Origin of the sequence: Kitasatospora sp. NPDC018058, assembly GCF_044327205.1 — a bacterium.
In the GTDB taxonomy this organism is placed as follows: domain Bacteria; phylum Actinomycetota; class Actinomycetes; order Streptomycetales; family Streptomycetaceae; genus Kitasatospora.
The window spans coordinates 42,576-67,147 of sequence record NZ_JBIRFA010000039.1 but is presented as its reverse complement, the minus strand read 5'-3'; the positions used below and the strand labels follow the sequence as shown (position 1 = coordinate 67,147).

The 24,572-nt window shown below is 72.6% G+C and carries 14 protein-coding genes; 9 read left to right on the top strand and 5 right to left on the bottom strand.

Features of this window, described 5'->3' with window-relative positions; translation table 11 throughout:
• Window positions 1–71: 71 nt before the first annotated feature.
• Window positions 72–2,042 carry a BTAD domain-containing putative transcriptional regulator gene (locus ACH4E7_RS35990; RefSeq protein ID WP_396253394.1) on the bottom strand — a complete coding sequence of 657 codons (1,971 nt, stop codon included), beginning with the start codon at window positions 2,040–2,042 and terminating at the stop codon, window positions 72–74.
• Between the two features lie 584 nt (window positions 2,043–2,626).
• Between ACH4E7_RS35990 and ACH4E7_RS35985 the strand changes: the two genes are divergently transcribed.
• Window positions 2,627–3,469 (top strand): helix-turn-helix transcriptional regulator, encoded by an 843-nt coding sequence (locus ACH4E7_RS35985; protein ID WP_396253393.1) that lies wholly within the window; start codon window positions 2,627–2,629, stop codon window positions 3,467–3,469.
• A 93-nt stretch (window positions 3,470–3,562) separates the two neighbouring features.
• Here the strand turns inward: ACH4E7_RS35985 and ACH4E7_RS35980 are convergent, their stop codons facing one another.
• Together ACH4E7_RS35980 and ACH4E7_RS35975 are read right to left on the bottom strand one after the other, a co-directional pair.
• On the bottom strand, window positions 3,563–4,672 hold the full coding sequence (locus tag ACH4E7_RS35980) for a 3-dehydroquinate synthase II family protein (protein WP_396253392.1): 1,110 nt from the start codon (window positions 4,670–4,672) through the stop codon (window positions 3,563–3,565).
• A 25-nt stretch (window positions 4,673–4,697) separates the two neighbouring features.
• Window positions 4,698–5,564 (bottom strand): 2-amino-3,7-dideoxy-D-threo-hept-6-ulosonate synthase, encoded by an 867-nt coding sequence (locus tag ACH4E7_RS35975; RefSeq protein WP_396253391.1) that lies wholly within the window; start codon window positions 5,562–5,564, stop codon window positions 4,698–4,700.
• Window positions 5,565–5,929: 365 nt separating this feature from the next.
• Here ACH4E7_RS35975 and ACH4E7_RS35970 point away from each other — a divergent pair, with 365 nt between their 5' ends.
• The 8 genes from ACH4E7_RS35970 (at window position 5,930) to ACH4E7_RS35935 (ending at window position 22,198) form a co-directional block, all read left to right on the top strand.
• The gene (locus ACH4E7_RS35970; RefSeq protein WP_396253390.1) at window positions 5,930–6,949 is read left to right on the top strand and encodes a Rieske 2Fe-2S domain-containing protein; all 1,020 of its coding nucleotides are present in this window, start codon (window positions 5,930–5,932) and stop codon (window positions 6,947–6,949) included.
• Between the two features lie 32 nt (window positions 6,950–6,981).
• Complete coding sequence (locus tag ACH4E7_RS35965) at window positions 6,982–7,935, top strand: PDR/VanB family oxidoreductase (protein WP_396253389.1); 954 nt, start codon at window positions 6,982–6,984, stop codon at window positions 7,933–7,935.
• A 115-nt stretch (window positions 7,936–8,050) separates the two neighbouring features.
• The gene (locus ACH4E7_RS35960; RefSeq protein ID WP_396253388.1) at window positions 8,051–11,161 is read left to right on the top strand and encodes an amino acid adenylation domain-containing protein; all 3,111 of its coding nucleotides are present in this window, start codon (window positions 8,051–8,053) and stop codon (window positions 11,159–11,161) included.
• A gap of 29 nt (window positions 11,162–11,190) precedes the next feature.
• On the top strand, window positions 11,191–17,703 hold the full coding sequence (locus ACH4E7_RS35955; protein ID WP_396253387.1) for an amino acid adenylation domain-containing protein: 6,513 nt from the start codon (window positions 11,191–11,193) through the stop codon (window positions 17,701–17,703).
• The gene (gene sbnA, locus ACH4E7_RS35950; protein ID WP_396253386.1) at window positions 17,700–18,689 is read left to right on the top strand and encodes a 2,3-diaminopropionate biosynthesis protein SbnA; all 990 of its coding nucleotides are present in this window, start codon (window positions 17,700–17,702) and stop codon (window positions 18,687–18,689) included. Before ACH4E7_RS35955 ends, sbnA begins: the two co-directional genes overlap by 4 nt.
• Window positions 18,690–18,709: 20 nt before the next feature.
• Entirely contained in the window at window positions 18,710–19,708 is a 999-nt protein-coding gene (gene sbnB, locus ACH4E7_RS35945; protein ID WP_396253385.1) for a 2,3-diaminopropionate biosynthesis protein SbnB, read from the top strand.
• Window positions 19,709–19,746: 38 nt separating this feature from the next.
• Complete coding sequence (locus tag ACH4E7_RS35940; RefSeq protein WP_396253384.1) at window positions 19,747–21,006, top strand: MFS transporter; 1,260 nt, start codon at window positions 19,747–19,749, stop codon at window positions 21,004–21,006.
• Window positions 20,972–22,198, top strand: a complete 1,227-nt coding sequence (locus ACH4E7_RS35935) for an ATP-grasp domain-containing protein (RefSeq protein ID WP_396253383.1) — start codon at window positions 20,972–20,974, stop codon at window positions 22,196–22,198. The genes ACH4E7_RS35940 and ACH4E7_RS35935 overlap by 35 nt, the downstream gene beginning before the upstream one ends.
• Before the next feature lie 104 nt (window positions 22,199–22,302).
• Here the strand turns inward: ACH4E7_RS35935 and ACH4E7_RS35930 are convergent, their stop codons facing one another.
• Together ACH4E7_RS35930 and ACH4E7_RS35925 are read right to left on the bottom strand one after the other, a co-directional pair.
• On the bottom strand, window positions 22,303–22,905 hold the full coding sequence (locus ACH4E7_RS35930) for a response regulator transcription factor (protein WP_033352882.1): 603 nt from the start codon (window positions 22,903–22,905) through the stop codon (window positions 22,303–22,305).
• A gap of 123 nt (window positions 22,906–23,028) precedes the next feature.
• Complete coding sequence (locus ACH4E7_RS35925) at window positions 23,029–24,465, bottom strand: MFS transporter (protein WP_396253382.1); 1,437 nt, start codon at window positions 24,463–24,465, stop codon at window positions 23,029–23,031.
• Between the last annotated feature and the right edge of the window lie 107 nt (window positions 24,466–24,572).

Below are 24,572 nucleotides of genomic sequence, written 5' to 3'. Positions count from 1 at the left end.
GGCTGGTGAGCACCTCGTGGGCACGTCGTCCGGAGTCGCCGGTGCCGAGCGCGGACCCCCGGGTCAGCCGCTCAGTGCGCGACGCCGGCCAGACATCTGGTCGTCGGTGTGTCGGCGGGCCCGGGAGACGACGGTTGGGCCGGCGCCAGACGGCTCAGCCGGTCGAGGGCCTCCTGGCGGCGGGCCGCCAGCTCGTGCTCGGCGCACTCGGCGGCGTAGAGGCCCACGAGGGTGTGGAAGCGGTACAGGTGGTCCGGCCCCTCCTCCAGCAGGTGGTTGGCGGCCAGGACCGAGAGCAGCCGACGGGCGGTGGCCCGGTCCGTTCCCGCGAGCGCGGCGGCGATCTCCTCCGTCAACGTCCCGCTGTACAGGCCCAGGTAACGGAACATCCGGGCCGCGTCCGCAGGCAGCGCCTGGTACGACGCGTCGAACGCGCCGCGCATGCTGGCCGCGGCGTCACCCTTCACCATCAGCCAGTCGAGCCGGCCGCGCTCCGCCGCGAAGGGCTCGATCAGGGCGTCCAGCGGCATCCCGGGGTTGGCCGCCAGGCGCTCGGCGACGATGCGCAACGCCAACGGCAGCCCGCCGCACTGCGCCGCCAGGCGCGCGGTGACCGGGCCCTGCCCGCGCAGTCGGCCCCCGCTGAGGTCGGTCAGGAGCCGCGCCGACTCCTCCTCGTGCAGCGGGCCGATCGTGACCAGGTGCGCACCATCGCGCGCCGCGAGCCCGCTGAACCGCTGCCGGCTCGTCGCCAGGACGCAGGAGGATCCGCGCGGTATCAGCGGCCGCAGCTGGTCGGGGCTGTGCGCGTCGTCGAGCACCACCAGCATCTTCCGGCCGTGCAGCAGGCTGCGGTACAGGGCGGCTCGGGCGGCCAGGCCCGGGGGCATCCGCGCGCCGTCCACGCCCAGGCTCCCCAGCAGTTGCCCCAGGGCGTCGACGGCGCTGACGGTGCGGCCCTCCGGTCCGGTTCCGCGCAGGTCCACGTACAACTGGCCGTCGGGGAAGTGGTCGAGGAGTCGGTGCGCCAGTTGCAGGACGAACGCCGACTTGCCCACCCCGGCCGGTCCGTCGACCACCGCCACGGGTGTCGTCGCGCCGCCGCTGCTCTCACCGGTGACGACGTCCTCCAGCCACGCCAGCTCTCTGTCCCGGCCCACGAAGCCCCGTGCCAGCGACGGGAGTTGGGCCGGCTTGGGGGTGCCCTGGAGCATCGGCCGCCGGCTCGTGAACGGGAGGGACCCGGTGTCCGCGCCGGGCGAGCGCGGCTGCGGGTGTCCGGACAGGATCTGCTGGTAGAGCCGGCGCAGGTCGGCGCCCGGCTCGATGCCCAGGTCCCGGCGCAGCAGTTCCCGGGTCTGTTCGTACACCTGCAGGGCGTGGGCCTGCCGGCCCCCGCGGTACAGCGCTGAGATCAGGAGCCAGCGCAGCTTCTCGCGCAGCGGCTCCTCGGCCACCGCGCCGGTCAGCTCGGTGACCAGCTCGGCGTGTCGCCCCGCCGCCAGCATGTCCAGGGCCCATTCCTCGACGGCCGTCAACCGCAGGTCCCGCAGCCGGTCCCGCTCCAGTACGGCGAAGGGCCCGGGAACCGAGTGGAGCGCCTCGCCCTGCCACAGGGACAGGGCCTTCTCGTACAACCGCGCGGTCACCTCGGCGGGGGCCTCGCCCCGTGACTTCCGTGCCTCGCCGAGGCGTCGGACGAAGAGCGTGGCGTCCACGTCCGCGGGGTCCACGCGCAGGCAGTACCCGCCGGACTGGAAGCCGAGCACCGCGCTCGCCGCTCTGCGGCCGCGACAGGGATCCAGGACGCGGCGCAGGCCGGCCACGTACGTGTGCACGCCGTTGGCGGCCGTCCGCGGGACGACACTGCCCCACACCGCGTCCGCGATGTCCTCAACGCCCACGACGTCGCCGGCGCGGCTGGCGAGCAGGGCGAGGACGGCTCGTTGCTTGGGCGGGCCCAGCACCACCTCCACCCCGCCGCGCCACGCGCGCACCGGTCCCAGGAGCTGTATTCGCAGGGATGCCCCAGCGGTCGCCATGGGTGATTCGCCTCCTGAAGTACTATTCCGGCCGCTTCTCGGCCGGCTCATCCCGCAAGGGGGTGACGGCCTCCGCAGGAAGGGTCTGCACCAACAAGAAGAAGAGGGGGAAGCAGCGTCGCTTCTCGGCATTGAGACGGCTTCCCGGGAGATTGTTCCCGCAAAGGCGTGCCAACGCACCGGAGACATTCGGCAGGCCGGGGTCCGCTCGTCCGACCCGAATCATCTTCGGCGGGAGGGAGTCACCGAATGAACGTCTCACGGCCCGCCGAGCACGTTTCCGTCTCTTCATTACCGAAAGACGTACGCGAAAATTACGGTAACGGAGCCTCAGCTCGATGTCACCCCACCCCCGTTCCACCAAGGCGGAGTCCTCGGCGGAACGGGCGTCCGCTCGGATTCCGCCGACGGGTGCGGGCGGCCGATTCGCCGGCCCGGGTACCGGCCGCTGGTGAGGCGTCGTCCGGGTCCCGCCCGGCCCCGGCGGGTGTTCAAGTGCTCCGTTCCGAACAGTTGAACACCCGCCGCTCCGCCGCCCCTTGCGCCGCCGGGGCGGGCAAGGCCTGGCTGGTAGCGTTGCGCCGGTGGTAGTGAGGACACCTTCCGGCAACCCCGGCCGCCGTGCGCTCGGAGCTTTCCTGCGCTCGCGACGCGAGCGTCTGTCCCCCGACGACGTGGGGATCTGCGACTCGTCGCGCCGCCGCACTCCGGGCCTGCGCCGCGAGGAGGTGGCCGCGCTCTCCGGGGTGAGCCTCAGCTGGTACACGTGGCTGGAGCAGGGCCGCGACATCAAGGTCTCCCGCCAGGTTCTGGCCGCCCTCGCGCGGTCCCTGAGGCTCTCCCCGCCGGAGGTCCGGCACCTGTACCGGCTCTGCGACGAACTGCCTCCGGAGCTCGGGGACCCGCACAGCTGCCCCGGCTCCGACGGGCAGCTCGACGCCATGCTGCGGGCGCTGGAACCCAACCCGGCGGTGCTCCTCGACCAGCACTGGGACGTCCTGGCCTGGAACCGCGCCGAGGCCGCTCTCTTCACGGACTACGCCGCGCTGCCCGTCGAGCGGCGCAACATGCTCTGGGTCATCTTCGGCTGGCCACCCGCGCGCTTCCTGATGACGGACTGGAAGGCCCAGGCCAGCCAGGTGCTCGCCCAGTTCCGCGTGCGCGCCGACGAGGAGCCCGGCGACCCGCGGTTCGCGGCGGTCGTCGCCGATCTGTTGGCCGCCGTACCCGACTTCGCCCGCTTCTGGCAGCGGCACGAGGTGGCCGACTACCAGACCGTGGACAAGATATTCACGCACCCGAGGGCGGGCCGGCTCGTCCTGCGGCAGTCGAAGCTGATCGCCGCGGACAACCCCCGCGTCCACCTGCTGGCCCGGTTCCCGGCCGACGAGTCGACGAAGGGCGCCCTCGCGCTGCTGATCGAGTGAGGTCGGCACGCGCCGGCCGGGTCCCGCCCGTCCCGCAAACGTGTCGGCCCCCACGACCGGGTGCGGTCGAGGGGGCCGAGGAAGGACGCGGGATCACTGCTCGTGCAGGAACTCCCGGATCGGGTAGCCGACGTGCCGCTGGTCGGTGAGCGCGTAGCCGAGGATGACGTCCCCCGGCTTCAGCTCGGTGATGTTGTGGACGCTGCCGCCGGGACCGAGCACCCGCACATGCCAGTCGTCCTGGGCGATCACGTTCACCGTGCCGCCCGAGGGCGACTGCGCCTCGATCAGGAGCATCGGGCGGCTCTCCATCTTGATGCGGCCGACCACGATGCGCCGGGTGTTCCCCTCGGTGTCCACGGCCAGCAGCTCGGATCCGGAGCGCAGCTCGGCCAGGTAGCGCGTCCGGTTCGCCGGCGTGAGGCTGTAGGAGTGCAGCGCGGCCGCGTTTACCCGGAACGGGCGGGTCGGCATGTACGGCAGCGGGTGCGTCTCGCTGCTCACCAGGATCATGCCCGTGGCGTGCGAGCCGACCAGGATGCCCTCGTTCTGCTTGAAGTGGGAGCAGGTGTCCACGCACACCCGGTCGCCCAGGCCCACGTGGGCGAGCCTGGTCACCGTCAGCTCCTCCAACTGCAGCTTCTCGGTGCCCTCCTGGCAGATCTCGGTGAGCGTGGTCGCCTCGCCCACCGCGTCGGGGCGCAGCATGACGCCCTCGGGACCGCGCTCCAGGACGGTGAGGGTGATCTCGGCGTCCTGCAGGTCGGTGACCACCGTGATCAGCTTGCCCTCAGCCTTGTCCGTGGCACCCAGCAGGATCTCCAGCGGGATCTTGCTGGGGTCCTGCTGGAACTCCACCAGCGTCCAGGCCGCCGTGGAGGCGACCGTGCAGGCGACGGCCAGCGACTCCTCACCGGTGACGGTGACGAAGACACCCTTCTCCGCGGTGGGCAAGGCGGGCTCGTACTTCCCGGCCAGGGTGTGGTCGACCACCAGGACGTCGGCGATCTCCGCCAGCTTCACGGCCGCGGGCTGCGGGGTGTCCGGGAGGATGAGGCCGACCTTGCTCTTGTTCGGCGGGATCGTGGCCAGCAGTTCCGGGTCGTCGGAGACGAACCCGGCGATGCCGACGTGCACCGCCTCCTCGATCACGGGCGCGGTGAGGTCCTTCAGCCCGCGGACGTCGATCCAGGTGAGCTTCATTGCGAACTCCTCGTTGGTGTGCTGGTCAGGTCTGGGCGGGTGCGGGGTAAACCGCCGCGAGCTCGCGGTCGGGGCTGGAGGGGGTACGGACGGGGATGTCGCCGCCGGTGGGGTCGACGGCGGGCAGGTGCAGGGCGTCGGCGACCAGACGCACGGTGGCCGCCACATCGGGCGAGGCCCAGACGTTGCGGCCCATGGCCACACCGAGCGCGCCGGAGGCCACGACGTCGCCGACGGTCCGGGCCAGCTCCCGGCCCCCCACCGGGGCGCCGCCCGCGGTGATGATGCCGATCGGGCAACTGCGCACCACCTCGGCCATGGTGACCGGTGAGCCGGTGTAGGGCACCTTCGCGATGTCGGCACCGAGGTCGGCGGCGAGGTTCGCGGCGTGCGCCACCAGGTCGGGGTCGGTCGGGTCGGTCACCCGCGGTCCGCGCGGATAGACCATGGCAATGAGCGGCAGGCCCCAGCGGGCGCAGCCCTCGGCGGCCCTGGCCAGGTCGCCCAGTTGCTCGGCTTCGGTGTCGGAGCCCATGTTGATGTGGATGCTGACCGCGTCGGCCCCCAGTTCGAGGGCTTCCTCGACCTCGGCGAGCCGCACCTTGGCGTTGGCGTCGGGGGCGTGGCGGGTGATGCCGTTCAGGTGAAGCACCAGCGCCGTGCCGCGCAGGACGTCGGCCGGCAGGAACCGCATGCGGCCCTTGTGGACCAGCAGGGCGTCCCCGCCGTTGCGCGACACCGCGAGGGCGATGTCGCGCACGGCCGGGGCCGAAGCGATCGGGCCGTCCGCGACCGAGTGGTCAAGGGGCACCACGAAGGTCCGGCCGGACACCGGATTGATGAGGCGGCTCAGCCGCAGACTTTTTCCCGGAGAATGGTGGACCAATTCCATGGAGATTCCTCTCACGCCGGACGCAACCCACGCATCCCGGCCGTTCCGATCCGACAGATGGATGGGAGATCGTCCCGGAACTGCGACAGAAAGCCTGATCGACGGGACGCGCCACATCGAAGTCGGAGAGATCCGGTCATGTCAAGCACTCGCCTCGGAAGCCGAGTTGGGCGCGGAACCGCGATTGACACGGCGGTTGACGAACGTATCGTTGATCCCCGTCGAATCGCGCTGGGCCAACCGTTCCCCCGCAGTGACGGCCGGGTCACAATGACGCGTCCGCCACTCGCGAGCGGGCTTTGTCGGCCGTCGATTCAGTGACGACTTGCGCGCGACACCCACTGACATCTCTACAGGAGAGCTCAATGAGTGCTTTTCCGCAGAACTACTGGTATGTCGCTGCATGGAGCAAGGAAGTGGGCAGAGAGCTCCTCAGCCGGACGATCTGCGGCGAACCGATCGTGTTCTACCGCAGCCGCGACGGACGGCCCGTGGCCCTGGCGGACCGCTGTGTGCACCGCCGCTACCCGCTGTCGCTGGGCCGGCTCCAGGACGATTCCATCGAGTGCGGCTACCACGGCTTCGTCTTCGACTGCTCCGGGGCCTGCACCTTCGTGCCCGGTCAGGACCGCGTTCCGCGCACCGCGCGGGTGCCGAGCTACCAGGTGGTGGAGCAGGACAGGTGGATCTGGGTCTGGATCGGCGACCAGAGCAAGGCCGATCCGGCCCTGGTGCCTGACGCGCACTGGCTGGACGACCCGAAGTGGGCGTCGGTCGAGGACATGGCACACTCGCCCTTCCGGTACAGCCTGCTGATGGACAACCTCATGGACCTGTCCCACGAGACGTACCTGCACGCGGGTCTGATCGGCACGCCGGAGATCGCCCGCACGCCCTTCACCACCCAGGTCGATGACGTCCGGAACCGGGTCACCTTCTCGCGCCACATGGAAGCCGTGGCGTGCCCGCCCTTCTACGAGAAGACGACCGGCTACACCACGCCGATCGACCGCTGGCAGGACGTGGCGTTCCAGCCGCCCGCGTTCTGGGTGAACAACGTGCGGGTCGCGCCGCACGGAACACCGGTCGGCCCGAACGGGGACGAGGGCGGCGCCCACGTGAAGATCCTGCACGGGCTCACTCCGGAGACCGAGAACAGCACGTGGGACTTCTGGGCCGTGGTCCGCGACTTCGCGCTGGACGACGAATCCGTCAGCCACTCGCTGCTGACGATGAACCAGGAGGTCGTCCAGCAGGACCTGGACGCCCTGACCGTCCTCGAGCAGGTCGTGGCCAGCGAGCCGCCGGGGACACAGGAGCTGAGCGTCGAGATCGACGCAGGCGGCCTGGCCGCCCGCGCGATGCTGCGCAAGATCAACCCGTAACCGTCCACACCAAGCCCCGAAGGGCGGAAGACATGGCTCGCGACACGCTTGAGGTCCTGATCCGCGAGCGGACCGAACTCGCGGCGGGCGTGCTGGGCCTGGAACTGGCGGCGTCCGACGGCGGCGCACTGCCCGCCGCGGACCCCGGGGCGCACATCGACCTGGTGCTGCCGTCGGGGCTCGTACGGCAGTTCTCGCTGTGCGGCCCCGACGACCGGGCCGGCACCTGGCGCATCGCCGTCCTGCGGGAGCCCAACGGTCGCGGCGGGTCGATCGAGGTGCACGACGAACTCGCCGTGCACACCCGCCTGCGCGTCGTCGGCCCGCGCAACCGCTTCCCGCTGCTGCCCGCCGACGACCTGTTGTTCATCGCGGGCGGCATCGGCATCACCCCGTTGCTGCCGATGCTCGCCGAGGCCGAACGCAGAGGCAGCCGCTGGCGGCTGCTCTACGGTGGGCGGACCAGGGCGTCCATGGCGTTCCTGCCCGAACTGGCCCGCTACGGCGACCGCGTCACGGTCGTTCCGCAGGACGGGTACGGGCTGCTCGATCTCGACGGGCCGCTGTCCGAGGTACCGGCGGGTGGGCGGGTCTACTGCTGCGGGCCCGAGCCGCTGCTCCATGCGGTGCAGGAGCGCTGCGCCGTGCTGCCCGAACTGACGCTGCACACCGAACGGTTCGCCGCCGCACCGTCCGCCGCCGGCTGCGAGGGGGTGGACTCGGACTTCGAGGCCGTCCTCAAGCGCAGCGGCAGGTCGGTGCCCGTGCCCGCCGGGACCTCGGTGCTCAAGGCGCTGCGCGAGGCGGGCGTGGCGGTGCTCGCCTCGTGCGAGGAGGGCACCTGCGGCACCTGCGAAACCACCGTCCTCGAGGGCACGGTGGAGCACCGCGACAGCCTCCTGACCCAGGAGGAGCGCGCCGCCGGCGACCTGATGCTCATCTGCGTCTCGCGGTCCCGCAGCCCTCGCCTGGTCCTCGACCTCTGAGATCGCCGAGTCTGCGAGATCTGAGAGATCTCCCGAACCGCTGACTTCCCACGTCCACCACACACCCCGCGTCCCTGTGGGGGCCCATTCCCCCGGTCGTACCTGGAGAACACCGATGACGCACCCCCCGTCCTGGGACGGCCTCATCGAGGACGCGTTCCTCGAACAGGTCCGGGCCCGCCCGTCGGCCACCGCCCTGGTCGCGGGCTCCCGCGTGCTGACCTACCGAGAGCTGCACGACCGGGCGGCCGGTGTCGCCGCCGGGCTGCGCCGGCTCGGCGTGCGACGCGAGACGCTGGTCGGCCTCGCCTTCGACCGCTCGGCCGACTCGATCGTCGCCCTGCTCGCCGTCGTCCTGGCGGGCGGCGCGTACGTGCCGATCGATCCGGCCTACCCCGAGCACCGCGTCCGCCAGATCACCGAGAGGGCCGCGCTGCGCCTGGTGGTGTGCCCGGAGCCGGTGCGCGAGCGGTTCACCGCACCGGAGCCCGTGCGCACCTGCGGGGTCGAGGAACTGCTGCGCCTCGGCGACGCGCCGGGCGGGGCGGCGCCGGCGCACGAGGCGCCCCGGGCCGGGCAGTCCCCGTTGGCCTACGTGATGTTCACCTCGGGCAGCACCGGGCGCCCCAAGGGCGTGATGGTCGAGCACCGCGGCATCCTGCGCCTGGTCAAGGACATCGGCTACCTCGACCTGTCGCCGGCCCAGCGCGTGCTCCAGGCCGCGTCGCTGGCCTTCGACGCGGCGACCCTGGAGATCTGGGGCGCCCTGCTGAACGGCGCGTCGCTGCACGTCGTGGACCACGAGACGGCCGTCGTGCCGGAGCGCTTCGCGCAGGCGATCCGGGAGCAGGGTGTGAGCATCGCCTTCGTCACCGCCCCACTGTTCCACCGCATGGCCCAGGAGGACCCGGCGGCCTTCGGCTCGCTGACCACCCTGCTGACCGGCGGTGACGTCGTGTCCCCCGTCCATGTGCGCCAGGTTCGCGAGGCCAGTCCCTCACTCACCGTGGTCAACTGCTACGGCCCGACCGAGAACACCGTCGTCACCACGGTCTTCCCCGTGCCCGGGCACACCGACGGACCCCTGCCGATCGGCCGGGCCGTTCCCGGCACGAGCGTGCGGGTCTGCGACGAGCAGGGCCGCCCGGTGCCCGCCGGAACCGTCGGCGAGCTGTACACCGCCGGCGCCGGGGTGGCGCGCGGCTACCTGGGCGACCCCGAGCTGACGGCACGCAAGTTCGTCCTGGTGGACGGCGAGCGCCACTACCGCACCGGCGACCTGGTGCACGCCACCGAGGACGGGCTGCTGCACTTCCACGGCCGCCAGGACGACCAGGTCAAGATCCGCGGCCATCTCGTGGAGCTCGCCGAGGTCAACGCGGCGCTGCAGGCGCTTGAGGGCGTGGCCGACGCGTACACCACGATCGTCGGCGAGCCTGGCGAGGAGCGCTCGCTGGCCGCCTACGTGGTGGCGCCCGGTGTCGAGAGCGCGGCGCTGCGGCGCACGCTGCGCGAGCGGCTGCCGGAGTACCTGTGCCCGGAGCGCTTCGTGATGCTGGAGCGGCTGCCCCTGACGTCCAGCGGCAAGGTCGACCGGCGCTCCCTGCCACCGGCCGTGGCCGGGCCGGCACCGCGGCGCGAAGGCCTCACGCTCACGCCCGGCCAGGCCCGTCTGGCCGGGCTCTGGGCCGACGTCCTCGACGTCGAGGCCGAGGTCATCGGCCCGCAGGCGGACTTCTTCGAACTCGGCGGCAACTCGCTGCTGCTGGGCGTCCTCATCGGCCGGCTCGCCCGGGAGGGCGTCACGCTGCGGTACGCCGAGGCGGTCGCCGCGCCTTCGCTCGCCCAGATGGCCCGCACCTTGGCGGCCACAAGCTCCGCCCCGGTGCCGGCGATCCCCCGGCCGGCACCGGGCGCGGTCCCCCTCCATCCCCAGCAGCAAGGCCTGTTCGCGATCTGGCAGGCTGATCCCGAATCGCTGGCGTACAACATCCCGGTGCGCCTGGAGCTGACCGGGCCGGTGGACCCGGAGCGGCTCCGAACGGCGCTGGGCACCCTGGTGGCCCGGCACGGGGCGCTGCGAATGCAGTTCACCGTCGGGGCCGACGGGGTCCGCCAGGAGCCGAGCCCGCCCGCCGCACCGGAGTTCACCTTCCTGCCCGCCCCCGACGAGCGGACCGTCGCCGGCTTCGTGCGTCCCTTCCGGCCCCACCGGCCCGACGGCGCACCCCTGCTGCGCGCCCTGCTGGTGCGCGCTCCCGGCCCGGACCGGCACGAGCTCCACCTCGACACCCACCACGCGGTCTTCGACGGGGTCTCGCTGCGCATCCTGGTCGAGGAACTGCTGACCGCGTACGCGGGCGAGCCGCTTCCCGAGCAGGGCGCGGACTACCGCGCGGCGGCGCACTGGGCCCGCGACCGGGCCGTGCGCGGAGACGACGCGGCGGACGAGGAGTACTGGCTGCGGCAGTTGGCGGACGTTCCCACGGCGCCGGTGCTTCCCGTGGACCGCCCACGCGGGCCGGTGCGGGCCACCAGGGGAGCGATGGTCAGTGCCGTGCTGGGAGCCGAGCAATGCGCCGACGTCCGCGCGGCGGCACGTCGGCACCGCACGACGGCGTTCGGGGTGCTGTTCGCCGCGTGGGCCGCGACGCTGGCCCGGATCTCCGGGCGCCGCGACTTCACCGTCGGCACCCCCACCAGCGGGCGGGTCCATCCCGATCTCGACGCCGTCGTGGGCATGTTCGTGAACACGGCCTGCCTGCGCGTGCGGCTGGACGACGGCCCGGTGACCCTGGGCGACCTCGTGGCGCAGGCGGACCGGCTGGCCCGGGATGCGCTCACCCACCAGGGGCCCCCGTTCCCCCAGCTGGCGCAGCGGCTCGGGCTGATGCCCGAGCCGGGGCGCAACCCGCTGTTCGACGTGCTGTTCGCGCTCCAGGACATCGACTTCCACGAGGTGCGCCGGGGCGGGCTCACCGCCCGTACCGAACTGGTCAATCCGGGAACCACCCGCTTCGACCTCAACCTCCAGGCCTACCTGCGGCCCGACGCCTTGAGGCTTGACCTGGAGTACGCGACCGACCTCTACGACCGGGCATCCGCGCAGTGGCTGCTCGACGCGTACCTGGAGGCCGTGACCGAGCTGCTCGACAATCCCGCGGCCCCCGTGATCCGGGCGGGCCGCACGACACCGGCCGTCGACCTGCCGGACTTCGACCTGTGAGGGCCGCCGACGTGGACACGAAAGAGACCATGACCACCGCGTTCCAGCTCAGCCGAGCCACCCATGCCTTCCCGGAGCAGACCGCGTACTGGACCTCGCTGCTGGCCGGCTGGGAACAGCCCACCGTCCTGCCCCGCGACTTCCTGGCCCACGCGGGCGAGCCCTCGCACGACCAGGTCCTGGTGCCGCTGTCGGCCGCCTGCGCGGCCCGCTGCCGCGCCATGGTCAAGGACCGGCCCGCACTTGCCCAGGTGCTGGTCGCGGCCGTCGTCGCGATGCTCGGCGCACGCGCCACCGACACCGAGCAGGTGCAGGTGGTGACCGGCTACCGGCGCTCCCCGACCGCACGGGACGTCGCCTTCCCCCTCGGGGTGACCGTCACTCGGCAGACCACGCCGCGCGAGCTGCTCGGCGCCGCGCGGTCCGCCTACCAGGAGGCGACCGCGCACCTGGACGTGCCCGTCGCGCACCTGATGCGCTCCCAGGGGCACCTGCCAACCGACTTCGCGGCCGGCGTCGACGGGGAGCTCTCCGCGGCGCAGGCGGCGGACGCCGGGTGCGTGGTACACGCCGACGTACGGCTGCGCGACGCCGAGCCGCACCTCGTGCTGCGCTACCGCGCCGACCTGTTCACCGCGGACACCGCGCGGCGGCTGGCCGACTCCTGCGTCCACCTGCTCGGCGCGGTGACCCGCGCCCCGGACGCCCCGGTGGCGGACCTCCTGGACGCCTCCCCCGCCGAGCGTGCCGCGATCGCCGGGTTCAACGCCACCGCGCGCGACTTCCCGGGCGACGTCCCGCTCCACCGCTTCCTGGAGCGACAGGCCGCCCGGAGCCCGCAGTCGGTCGCGATCCGCGACGACGGCACCACCTACGGGGAACTGGACCGTCGCGCCAACCAGCTCGCGCACCGGCTGCGCGCCGCCGGCGTCGGCCCGGGCACGGTCGTCGGCGTGTGTCTCACCCGCTCGCCACTCACCCTCACCACGATCTACGCCGTCCTCAAGGCGGGCGGCGCCTACCTGCCGATCGACCCGACCCTGCCGGCCAACCGCATCGCGTACATGCTGGAGCACAGCCGGGCGGGCATCGTGGTCGGCGACGGTACGACGCGGGACGTGGTCCCGGCCACCGGGACCTTCCTCGACGTGAGCGAGCCGGGCGTCCTCGACGGCGACGCGCTGGCACCCGAAGGCGGCGCGGGACCCGACGACCTCTGCTACGTCATCTACACCTCCGGCTCCACCGGCCGCCCCAAGGGGGTCATGCTGGAGCACCGGGCCGTCGTCAACCGGCTGGTGTGGATGCAGCGCGCCTACCCGCTGACCCCCGACGACGTGATCCTGCACAAGACGCCGTTCACCTTCGACGTCTCCGTGTGGGAGATCTTCTGGTGGACGCTCGCCGGGGCATCCGTGTGCACCCTCGCCTCGGGTGCCGAGAAGGACCCCGCGGCGCTGGTCTCCCGGATCGGCGAACACCACGCCACCGTCATGCACTTCGTCCCGTCGATGCTCCAGGTGTTCCTGCAGTACATCGAACGCGACCCCGGCGCGCTGGCGTCGCTGCGACGGGTGTTCGCGAGCGGCGAGGCCCTGGGCACGGCCCATGCCGTCCGCTTCGCGGAGCTGTTGACCGGCCCGTCGGGTGCCGAGCTCGTCAACCTGTACGGCCCGACCGAGGCGGCCGTCGACGTCACGCACTTCCCGTGCGCGGACCTCGACCCCCGGGCCGGCGTCCCGCTGGGGCGGCCGATCGACAACATCGTCCTGCGGGTGCGCACCCGGGCCGGCACCACCGCCCCGGTCGGCACCCCGGGCGAGCTGTGCATCGGCGGGGCCGGTCTGGCCCGTGGGTACCTGAACGCGCCGGAGCTCACCGCCGAGCGGTTCGTCGAGGACCCCGAACTGCCGGGCGGGCGCGGCTACCGCACCGGCGACCTGGCCCGCTGGCTGCCGGACGGGACGCTGGAGTACCTCGGCCGGATCGACACCCAGGTGAAGATCCGCGGCTACCGGATCGAGACCGCGGAGATCGAGCACGTCGCCGAGTCCACGCCCGGTGTCGCCGCCTGCGCCGTCCTCGCCCTCGACGACGGCGGAGACCGCAGCCTGTGCGCGTACGTGGTGCCCGGCCCGGGCTACGACGAGGCGGCGGTGCGCGAGCGGCTGGCGGCCGAGCTGCCCGCCTACATGGTCCCGCAGTTCATCGTCACCCTGCCGGCGATCCCCACCACCCACAACGGCAAGCGCGACGTCAAGGCCTTCCCGCCGCCGCCCCGGCCGACCACCGACGCCTCGGGCCCCGCCCCGACGAGCCCGGTCGCGGTCCGGCTCGCGGAGATCTGGGCCCGGGTGCTCGGCGTGGAGACCATCGGGGTGGAGGACAACTTCTTCGCCCTGGGCGGTGATTCGATCAAGATCGTGCGGGTGCTGGCCGAGGCGCAGCACGGCGGTCTCGACTTCACCTTCCAGGACCTGTTCGCCCATCCCACGCTGGCCGGCCTGGAGCCGCTCGTCCGCCAGGGTGCGCCCCGGGGCGAGGTGGCGGAGGAGGCGAGCCCGCTGACCCGCGAGGACGAGGCCCTGCTGCCGCCGGACGCCGTGGCCGCCTACCCGCTGTCCGCGCTCCAGGCCGGCCTGCTGTACGAGGTGGAGCTGACCGGGCACCGGCCCGGGCTCTACCACGACGTGGTGAGCTACCGCGTCGGCGAGCCCCTCGTGCTGGACGCCTTCCGCGCGGCCGCGGACGCGGCCGCCGCCCGTCATCCGATGCTGCGCAGCTCGCTGCACGTGTCCGGCTACAGCGAGCCGCTACAGATTGTTCACGCCGATGCGCCGGACCTCGTCGAGGTGACGGACCTGTCCGAGTTGGACGAGGCCGCGCAGGAACGGGAGCTGGCCGGCTTCTACGATCGTGAGCTGGCCCGCAGTTTCCGCCCGGAGCAGGGCGGCCTGGTGCGCGTCCGGCTGCACCTGCTGGGCGAGCGCGGCTACCAGTACAGCCTCAGCTACCACGCGGCGGCGCTGGACGGCTGGAGCGTCACCGTGGTCCATCACGACCTGTTCGCCGCCTATCTGGCACTGCGCGCGGGCCGGGAGCCCGAATTCGCCCCGCTCGGCTCCGACTACGAGCGCTTCGTCCGCCTGGAGCGCGCCGCGGTGGCGTCGGCGGACAGCCGTGAGTTCTGGCAGGGCGTCCTCGACGACCACGACGGCGTCCGGCTGCCCCGGTACCCCTTCGACCCCGCGGCCCCCACGCAGGCCCCCGGCGTGGTCATGCACGACGTCCCGCTGGCGGCCCCGGTCCCGGCCGCCGTCGAGCGCGTCGCCGAGCGGCTGAACGTCCCGGTGAAGTCGGTCCTGATGGCGGCGCACGTGGCCGTGCTCGCCTTCGTCACCGGCTCCGGCGACGTGCTGACCGGCTATGAGCACAGCGGCCGGCCGGAGGTCGTCGGCGGTGACCGGATCGCGGGCCTGTTCCTCAACACGGTGCCGTTCCGGGTCCGCGTCGGCGACGGCAGCTGGGCCGACCTGGTGCGCGAGGTGTACCGCACGGAGACCGAACTGCTGCCGCACCGGCGCTACCCGATGGGTGAGATGAAGCGCGTGCGGCAGGTCCAGGAGCCCTTGTTCGAGGCCGTCTTCAACTTCACGCACTTCCACCTGCTCGACGACCTGCGCCGCGACCACGGGCTGCGTCTCGTACGCAGCCAGGTCGCCAGCGAGACCGAGTTCCCCTTCCGCGCCGAGTTCTGGCAGGACGCCTTCAGCGGCGAGGTCGCGCTGTCGCTGCACTACTACCGCGACGTCTTCCCGGCCGACCAGATCGAGCGGATCGCCGGCTACTACCGGCGCGCCCTGGAGCTGCTGACCGCCCGGCCCGAGTCCAGGGTCCGCGAGACAGCCCTGATGGGCGAGGAGGAGCTGGAGCTGCTCACCACGGGCCTGGCAGGCCCGGTGCGGGAGCTGCCGGAGGGCGGGACGCTCGGGCTGTTCGCGGCCCAGGTCGCGGCCCGGCCCGACGGGATCGCCGTACGCCACCGGAGCAGCACGTTGACCTACCGGGAGCTGGACACCGCGTCCGCTCACCTCGCCGACCGGTTGCACGCGTCGGGGGTCCGGGCGGGTGACGTGGTCGCCACCCCGATGGACCGCGGCATCGGGTGGGCGGTGAGCGTCCTGGCCGTGCTGCGGCTCGGCGCGGTGTACCTGCCGCAGGAGCCGACCGATCCCCCCGCCCGGCTGCGCGCCATGCTGGCCCGCTCCGCGAGCCGGCACGTCCTCACCGGCGCCCGGCACCGGGACGCGCTGGCAGAAGGGCTGGCCGGTGACGGCGATGGCCCCGCAGTGCTCTGCTACGAGGAGTTGACGGCCGAGCCGTCCGGGGACCGTGCGCCCGGCGCCGCTCCGGCTCCGGCCGATCCGGCCTACCTGATCTTCACGTCCGGTTCGACCGGCGAGCCCAAGGGCGCGCTGATCCACCACGAGGGCATGCTCAACCACCTGCTTGCCAAGGTCGACGCCCTGGGGATGACGGCCGAGGACGTCGTGGCGCAAGTGGCCACCCAGTGCTTCGACATCTCCGTGTGGCAGCTGCTCGCGGCCTGGGTGGTGGGCGGGACCACGGTCGTCCTCGACGCCGAACTCGTCACCGACCTGCCCGGCTTCGCCCGGGCCCTGGAGGACGAGCGCGTCAGCGTGCTGGAGGTGGTGCCCTCGTTCCTGGACGCGTTGCTCGGCGAACTCGCCGACCGTCCGCGTGCGCTGCCGGCCCTGCGCTGGAACCTGGTGACCGGGGAAGCCTTCCCGCCCGCCCTGAGCCACGGCTGGTTCGAGCGCTACGACGTGCCGATGGTCAACGCGTACGGGCCGACCGAGACCTCCGACGACGTCACCCACCACGTGCTGACGGGCCCGGCGACCGGCGAACGCCTGCCGGTGGGCCGCCCCATCGCCAACACCAACATCCACATCGTCGACTCCGACGGCCGGCCCGTCCCGTTCGGCACCTACGGCGAGATCCTGGTGACGGGGACGGGCGTGGGGCTCGGGTACCTGAACGACCCGGAGCGCACCGCGCGGGCGTTCGTACCCAACACCCTGGACACGCTCCCGTCGGTGTCCGGACGGCTCTACCGCACCGGTGACATCGGACGCTGGCTGCCCGGCGGGATCCTCGACTGCGCCGGCCGCCGCGACCACCAGACGAAGCTGCGGGGCTTCCGGATCGAGCTGAGCGAGGTCGAGGGGGCGCTGGCCGCGGTGCCCGGCGTGGACCACGCCGTGGCCCTGGTGCGCCGGGACGGCGGCCGGGACCGGCTCGCTGCCTGGTACACGGGCACGGCCGAGCCGTCGCCCGGAGCGCTGTCCGCGGCGCTCGCGCGGACGCTCCCCCGGTACATGGTGCCGGACGTCTTCGAACGCCTGGAGAGCTTCCCGGTGACCCGCAACGGGAAGGTGGACCGCGCCGCACTGAGCCGCCGCCCCCTCACCGACCGCCACCGGGAGGTGATCGAACCCCCGGCGAACGCCGCCGAGTCCGCGATGATCGCGGCGTTCGGCGAGATCCTGGGCGTGCCCGCGGACACCGTCTCGGCCACCGCCGGCTTCTTCGACCTCGGCGGTCACTCGCTGGCCGCGATGCGGCTCGCGGCCAGGCTGCCCGGGGTGTCCCTGCGGGACGTGGTGGACCATCCGACGCCGCGGGCGCTGGCCGCGCTGGCCGCCCGGACGGCTCCGGGCGTGGCCGCCGAGCGGGCCGGGGACGGGTCGGCTGCGGGTCGCGGCGTCGACCCGCTCACCGATCTGACCGCGATCGCCGGGCTGCCGACCTCCGGCCCCCTGGCCACGGTCGTCTGCTTCCCCTTCGCGGGAGGCACGGCCGCCAGCTATCTCGCCTTCACCAGGGCACTGCACGAGGCGGGGGCGCCGGTGCGGGTGCTGGCCGCCGACTTCGGCCACGCCCTCGCCGACGGCGCCGACGTACGGGATTTGGCCGCCGCGGTGGCCGACCGGGCCGAGGGGCCGCTGGTGCTGCTGGGTCATTCGGCGGGCGCCGCGCCGGCCGTGGACACCGCGTTCGCGCTGCGCCGCCGGGGCCAGGAGCCCGCACACGTCTTCGTGGTCGCGTCCCTGCCCCGCTCCGACGACCCTGCGGACCACGACCCGGAGGAATCGCTGCGCCGGGGCGACGAGGAGGTGTGGCAGTGGCTCGGGCAGTACACCGGCCTGGACAAGGCCGGGCTGCCGGCGGCCGAACTGCGCCGGATCGCCCAGGACTTCCGGCGGGACTCGGCCGCCTCGGCCCGCTCCTGGACACGGCTGCTGGCGCTGCCGGCCGGCAGCGCGCTGGACTGCCCCCTGTCGCTGCTGCTCGCCGCGGACGACCCGCTCACCCGGCACCACGAACAGCACGTGCACCGCTGGGCCCGGCTGACCCGCGAGCTCGACCTGAGCATCGCCGGCCACGGCGGTCATCACCTCAACTCGACCCGGCCGGACTTCCTGGCCGAGCAGGTCCGGAAGGCGGTCCGACCGTGAGGGCGCAGGCTGCCCACGAGCTGGGGGCGCCCCACGCCTTCCTCGAACTACCCGATTTTGTCGAGGAGTTCTCGACCCACCTGAAACTGGAGGGACTCAACCCGGCCGGGTCCATCAAGCTCAAGGTGGCTCGGGCGATGGTGGAGAACGCCGAGGCCGACGGCGTGCTCAAGCGGGGGGCGCGGCTGATCGAGTCGACCTCCGGGAACCTCGGCATGGCGCTGGCCTCCGTGTGCGCCGCCAAGGGCTTCCACCTGATGGTGATCACCGATCCGAACGCCAACGAGCACAGCATCCGCTTCATGCGGGCGATGGGCGCGCACGTGACGGTCGTGACCGAGCAGGACGCCAACGGCGGGTTCCTGCAGACCCGGATCCGCCTGCTCCATCGCCTCCTGGCCGAGGACCCGTCGCTGGTGTGGCTCAACCAGTACACGAACCCGGCCAACCCCGGGGCCCACCGGGACGGCACCGCCGCAGAGATCTTCCAGGGCTTCGGGGAGCCCGACTGGCTGTTCGTCGGGACGGGCACCAGCGGCACCCTGATGGGCTGCGTCGAGTACGTGCGGACCACCGGGGCGGCCACCCGGATCGTGGCGGTGGACACGCTGGGGTCGGTGACCTTCGGCGGGCCCGCGGGGCGGCGGTGGATACCGGGGCTCGGAGCGAGCAGACGGCCGGAGATCTTCCACGACGACAGGTCCTTCGACAAGGTCCTGATCGAGGAGCGGGACACCGTCATGATGTGCCGCCACGTGGCCAGGACCTACGGTCTCCTGCTCGGCGGCTCCACCGGCACCGTGCTGGCCGCGGTGCGGTCCATGCGCGACGAGATCGCGCCGGGCGCCACCGTGCTCGCGGTCTCCCCCGATCTGGGCGACCGCTATCTCAACACCGTGTACGACGACGACTGGGTGTACGAGCGCTTCGGCGTGACGGATCTGCTCGACATCGAAACCACCGACATGACGAAGGCACAGGCATGACGACAGACGAGGGAGCACCGGTGGCAATGTTCTCGGTGCTGGGCGGCAGTGATGTCCAGGCGCTGCTGGAGGGCCGCGAGAAGGACGTCATCGAGCAGGTGCTCGCGGCGTACCTGACCCACCACGCGGGCGGGAGCGTCAACCCGGACAGCTACTTCCTGCGTTTCCCGGAGAAGCCGGATGCCCGCATCATCGCGCTGCCCGCGTACCTCGGCGGCGAGGTCGGCGTCGCGGGCATCAAGTGGATCAGCAGCTTCCCGGGCAACGTCGCCAGGGGCGAGCCGCGCGCCTCGGCGGTGCTGGTCCTCAACGACTACGACACCGGCCGTCCGATCGCCCTGTTGGAGGCGGCGGGGATCAGCGCGGCCCGCACGGCCGCGTCGGCCGCGCTGGCGTGCACCGTGCTGAGCGACGCCAGGCCCGCCACTGTCGGCGTGGTGGGCGGCGGTGTGATCGCACGCACGCTCTCCCAGTACCTGCACGCGGCCGGCGTCCCGCTCGAGCAGGTCCGCTGCCACGACCTCGACCCGGTGTCTGCCGGGGCCCTGACCCGCCACCTGCGCGAGCGGTACGGCTCCGACGCCCGTGAGGGCGACCTCGCGGCCGCCCTGGACTGCGACCTGGTCCTCCTGGCGACCACGGCACCGGTCCCGTACGTGTCGGCCGACCACCGCTTCCGGGCCGGCCAGTTGGTGCTGAACATCTCGTTGCGGGACCTGGCGCCCGAGACGCTGCTGGCGGCCGACAACATCCTGGACGACGTCGAGCACTGCCTGAAGGCGAACACGTCCCCGCACCTCGCCGAACAGCTCACCGGCGGACGGGACTTCGTTACCGGCACGCTGGCCGGCGTGCTGCGCGGCGAGGTGGCGTGCCGCCCGGACCGGCCTGTCATCTTCTCGCCGTTCGGCCTCGGCGTCCTCGACCTGGCGGTCGGCCACTGGCTGTACCGGCGGGGGCTGGAGGAGGGCCGGCTGACGCCGCTGCCCGGCTTCTTCGGGGAGACGCGACGGTGGTGAGTGGGGAGCGGCCCGCGGCGGCCGATGCCGGACGTCCGATGGCCACCCGGCAACTGGCCGCGGTGGTGGTGGCACGGGCCACGAGCTGTGCGGGCTTCTTCTCCTTCCTGCCCTACCTGGGGCTGTGGCTGGTGGACACCCAGGGCCTGTCCGGCGGCAGTGCCGGCCTCGTCGTGGGCTCCTCCATCCTGGCCAACCGGGCCGGTGCGGTGCTGCTGGTCCCGCTGATCAACCGGCTGGGGCTCAAGGCCTCGGTCGTCTTCGGCTACGTGGGGGCCGTTGCGGTCTTCGTCGCACTCGGTTCGGGGCTTGGCCTTCCGGTCATCGGCTGGCTGGTGCTCGCCACACTGGTCGGCCTGTTCCTGGCGATGGCGACGACCGCGATGAAGGCCTCGGTCGCGGCCCTCCCGGCGGACCAGCGGCTGCGGGGGTTCAGCTACCTCAACATGGCGGTAAACGCGGGATCCGCGGTCGGCCCGGTCCTCGGGGGGCAGCTGCTGCACTGGCACGCGGGCTGGTTGCCGCTGGCGGCAGCGGCGCTCCACCTGGTGGCGCTGGCGACGGCGACGGCGCTGCCCGGCACCCGGCGGGGGTCCGAGCGTCCGGTGCCACCGGCCGGGGGCGGCGGGCACCGCTGGCGCGTGCAGCGCCCGTTCGTGGTCTTCTCGCTGCTGGCGTGCGGCACCTGGGTGGCGTACGCGCAGACGTCCGACGTGCTGCCGGCCTACCTGGGCGACACCATCGACGCCCGCGACCTGGGCCTGGTGTTCACCCTGAACGCCGTGATGGTGGTGGCCCTGCAAGTGCCGATGTCCTGGCTGATCCGCCGGTTGTTGGACGCGCCGCGCGGCGGCTTCGGCGCCCTGTGGGCCGCGGCCTGCGCGGTCCTGGCCGCGTCCGTGCTGCTGTTCGCACTCGGCCGGTCGACCGGCCTGGGCGTGGTCCTCGTGGCGATGGTGCTTTTCACCCTGGCCGAGCTGGTCTGGAGTCCGCTCTACGACGCCCAGATCAGCGAGCGCCGCGGAACGCTTTCCCTACCGGCCGCCTACGCCCTGGCGGGTGTGGCCTCGGGCGCCGCGGAGTCGGTCGGCGCGTGGCTCGGGACCTTCCTGGTGGTCGACCGCTCCGGGTCGGGACTGCTGTCGCCGGCGGCGTCACCGTACTGGGGCGCGGCCGTCCTCGCCCTGCTCACCGGCCTGGCCATGGCCCGGGACGGGCGCTCATCGTCCGCCGATCTGCCGGACGCGCACGAAGGAGAAGGAGATGACCATGAACTGGATGTGTCTGCTCGGGCCTAGCCCCGGCGGGGCCAGGGCGATCAGCCTGCACGGCCACCGGCCGGTGGTGCTGGTGGCCCCGGGCGTGGCGGTGCCTCGCGAAGTGGCGGCGCACGCGGAGCGCGTCGTCTTCTGCCCCATCACCGACCACGACGCGGTGCGGGCGGCGGTGGACCGTCTGATCGCCGAACTCGGGCCGCCGCGCCTCGTCCTGTCCTTCACCGAGTACGCCCAGGAGGTCTGCGCCCGCATCGCGACCGACCTCGGGCTGCCGTCCGTCTCCCCCTCCGCCGCGGCCCGTGCCCGCGACAAGGCGGCCATGCGCCGCCTGCTCGCGGACACGCCCTACGCCTGGCGGTACGCCGCCGGCACCGCCGACGAGGTCGCCGCCGCCGTGCGGGACGAGCCGGACGGTGTCCCGTGGGTCGTCAAACCGGCCGACGGTGCGGGCAGCATCGGGGTGTCGGCGCTGCGGTCGCACGCCGAGCTGGCCCGGTGGCAGGCCGAGGTGGCGGCCGCCGGGGCGCACGGGACGGCAGACGAAGGGCCGGGCACCTCCCGGTACATCGCCGAACACATGGCGGACGGACCGGAGTTCAGCGTCGAGGCGGTCAGCGCGGCAGGTCGGCACACCGTGCTGGCGATCACCGCGAAGCAGACCACGGGCAGCCCCGGCTTCGTGGAGACGGGACACATGGTCCCCGCTCCGCTGCCCGAGAGCGACGCCGAGCGGCTCCGCGAGGCGGTGCGCTGCGTCCTGGACCGGCTGGAGATCCGTTACGGCGCCAGCCACACCGAGCTGCGGCTGGACCCGGTGCACGGGCCCGTGGTCATCGAGACGCACACCCGGGTCGGCGGCGACTGCATCCCGGAACTCGTCGAACTGGCCACCGGCCAGGACCAGTACGAGCACGCGGTGGCGGCCTTGCTGGGTACCGCTCCGGTGCTGACCGCGGGCCCCGTGGCGCCGGGGGCGGCGATCAGCTTCGTGCTGCCGCCCGCCTGCGGAACCCTCACCGGCATCGCCCTCACCCCCGCTGACGACGTCCTGCGGTGGGACTTCGACCGCCGGCTCGGCGACAGCCTTTCGGACCTGAACAGCTCCTTGGACCGGGTGGGCTGCGCGATCGCCCTGGGCAGGACAGCGGTGGAGGCCATGGAGAGCGCCATGAAGGCGACGGCCGGCGTCCACCTCCAGGTCGTCGCCCCCTGATCCGGAACGCCGAGCCACCGGCTCCAAGACGTCCTACGCCCGCCGCCCCGGTACCTGGCCTGAGCCAGGTACCGGGGCGGCGGGCGTTTCGGTGCGGGCTCCCCTCAGATCCAGCGCGACTCCCGGGCGATGCGCAGCGCGTCGATCCGGTTGCGCGCCCCCATCTTCGCCACCATCGATGCGAGGTAGTTCCGCACCGTTCCCTCCGAGAGGTGCATCCGGGCCGCTATCTCGGGGACCGTGTCACCCCGGGCGACGCGTTCGAGGACGGAGAACTCACGCGCGCTGAGCGGGCAGTCACTGTTGCTCAGCGCCGCCACCGTCAGCTCCGCGTCGAAGACCCGCTCTCCTTGGTGCACACGGTGGATGGCCTCGACGAACTGGCGCGGTGACACGCTGCGTTCCACGATGCCGGAGATGCCGGCGGCGAATGCCTGACGGACGAGAGAACGCGTCACCGCGGTGGAGAGCAGAATGCTCCGGCAGCCCAGGTTCGCGATTTTCTCGGCGACGTCGATCGCGTCGCTGTCCTCGCCCTCGAAGCTGATGACCGCGACATCGGGCCGGTGCGTCTCGGCGAATTGCAGCGCAGCGGAGGTGCTTTCCGCGGGTCCGACGACACGGACTTCCTCGCGTCGCTCCAGCAGTGCGGCCAGCGCGACGCGGGACAGATGCAGGTCATCAGATACCAGGACGTCGATTCCCATGCAGTCCCCCTGACTAGTGACTCGGACAACTAGCTAGTCATTGTGGGGATCACGACTGGGTGAAGTCTGGACGCCGTCTATAGACGGGCCCGGGAAAGGAGTGTCGCCCGGTGGTTCGTCAGGTCACAGCTTCTGCGCTCCGTCACCGGTGGCGCGGGCGGGCCGGGGCAGGACGAAGAGCGCGATGAGGACGCCGCAGGCGAGGAGTCCGGCGCCGACCAGCATGCCGAGCGCGTATCCGTCGTTGAGCGTGGCGGGCGTGAGCACACTGCCTGTGCGGTTCGCGGCGACGGTGCCGAGAGCGGCGAGGCCGAGCGAGGCACCGATCTGGCGCGTGCTGTTGAGCACACCGGAGGCGGCGCCCGCCTCGTGCGGCTGGACGCCCCCCGTGGCGATGGAGACGGCCGGCGCGAGGCACAGGCCGATGCCGATGCTGGCGAGGACGGACGGGCCGAGGACGTCGGCCAGGAACGAGCCGTCGGAGCGCATCAGGCCGAACCAGGCGTAGCCGAGCGCGGCCAGCGTGCCGCCGATGATCAGCATGTTCCGGGGGGCGAACTTGTAGCCGAACTTGACGGCGAGGGTGGAGCCGACGACCACGCCCAGCATGAACGGCAGGAACTCGGCTCCCGCGCGGGCCGGGCTGCCGCCGAGCACCCGCTGGAGGTAGAGGGAGACGAAGTACAGGGCCGAGGCCATGGCGCCGCCGAACAGCAGGATGAAGAGATTGGCGCCGGCGACCGAGCGGTTGGTGAACAGGCCGAGGCGGATCAGCGGGTCACGCTTGGTGGTCCGCTCCACCTGGATGAACGCGGCCAGCAGGGCGACTGCGACCACCAGGGTGAGCAGGGTGGTCGGCGAGGTCCACGCGTACTGGTCGGTGCGGACGATGCCGAACACGAGCAGGGCCGCACCCGCCGTGGCCAGCACGGCACCCAGCACGTCCGGCCGGCCGCGGCGCGCGGCCGTGGCGTCCGAGGCGATGCCGCGCCAGGCAAGGGCCAGCGCGAGGGCGGCCATCGGCAGGTTCACGTACATGACCCACTGCCAGCCCGCGTACTGGGTGAGCAGACCGCCGACCAGGACGCCGACGGCGCCGCCGGAGGCGTTCATCGCGCTCCAGATGCCGAAGGCCTTCACGCGCTCCTTGCCCCCGGGAAAGGTCGAGGAGAGCAGCGCCAGCGCGGCCGGCGCGACCGCCGCGGCGCCGATGCCCTGCGCGGCGCGCGCGGCCACCAACTGACCGGGAGTCTGCGCGAGGCCGCCGACGAGGGAGGAGAGGCCGAACAAGCAGAGCCCGAACAGCATCACGCGCTTGTGCCCGTAACGGTCGGCGATCTTGCCGCCCAGCAGGAGCAGGCCGCCGAAGGTGAGGGCGTAGGCGTGGATCACCCAGGTCAGACCCACCTGGGTGAAGCCCAGGCCGCTGGCGATCTGAGGCAGTCCGACGTTCACCACCGTCAGGTCCAGCGACACCATGAACTGCACCACGGAGACCGCCGCGAGGGTGGTCCCGGGCCGCGCGCCGCGCGCGACGACCGTCGTGTTCTCACTTGCCACTTGCGTACTCGTCACCGCATCCAGCCCCTCTGCTTCTGGTCGTGCCAATGGAGTTTCCGACCGTGTTCCGAAATTAGCAGCGGAGACCGCGAGGTGTCGACCGTGCA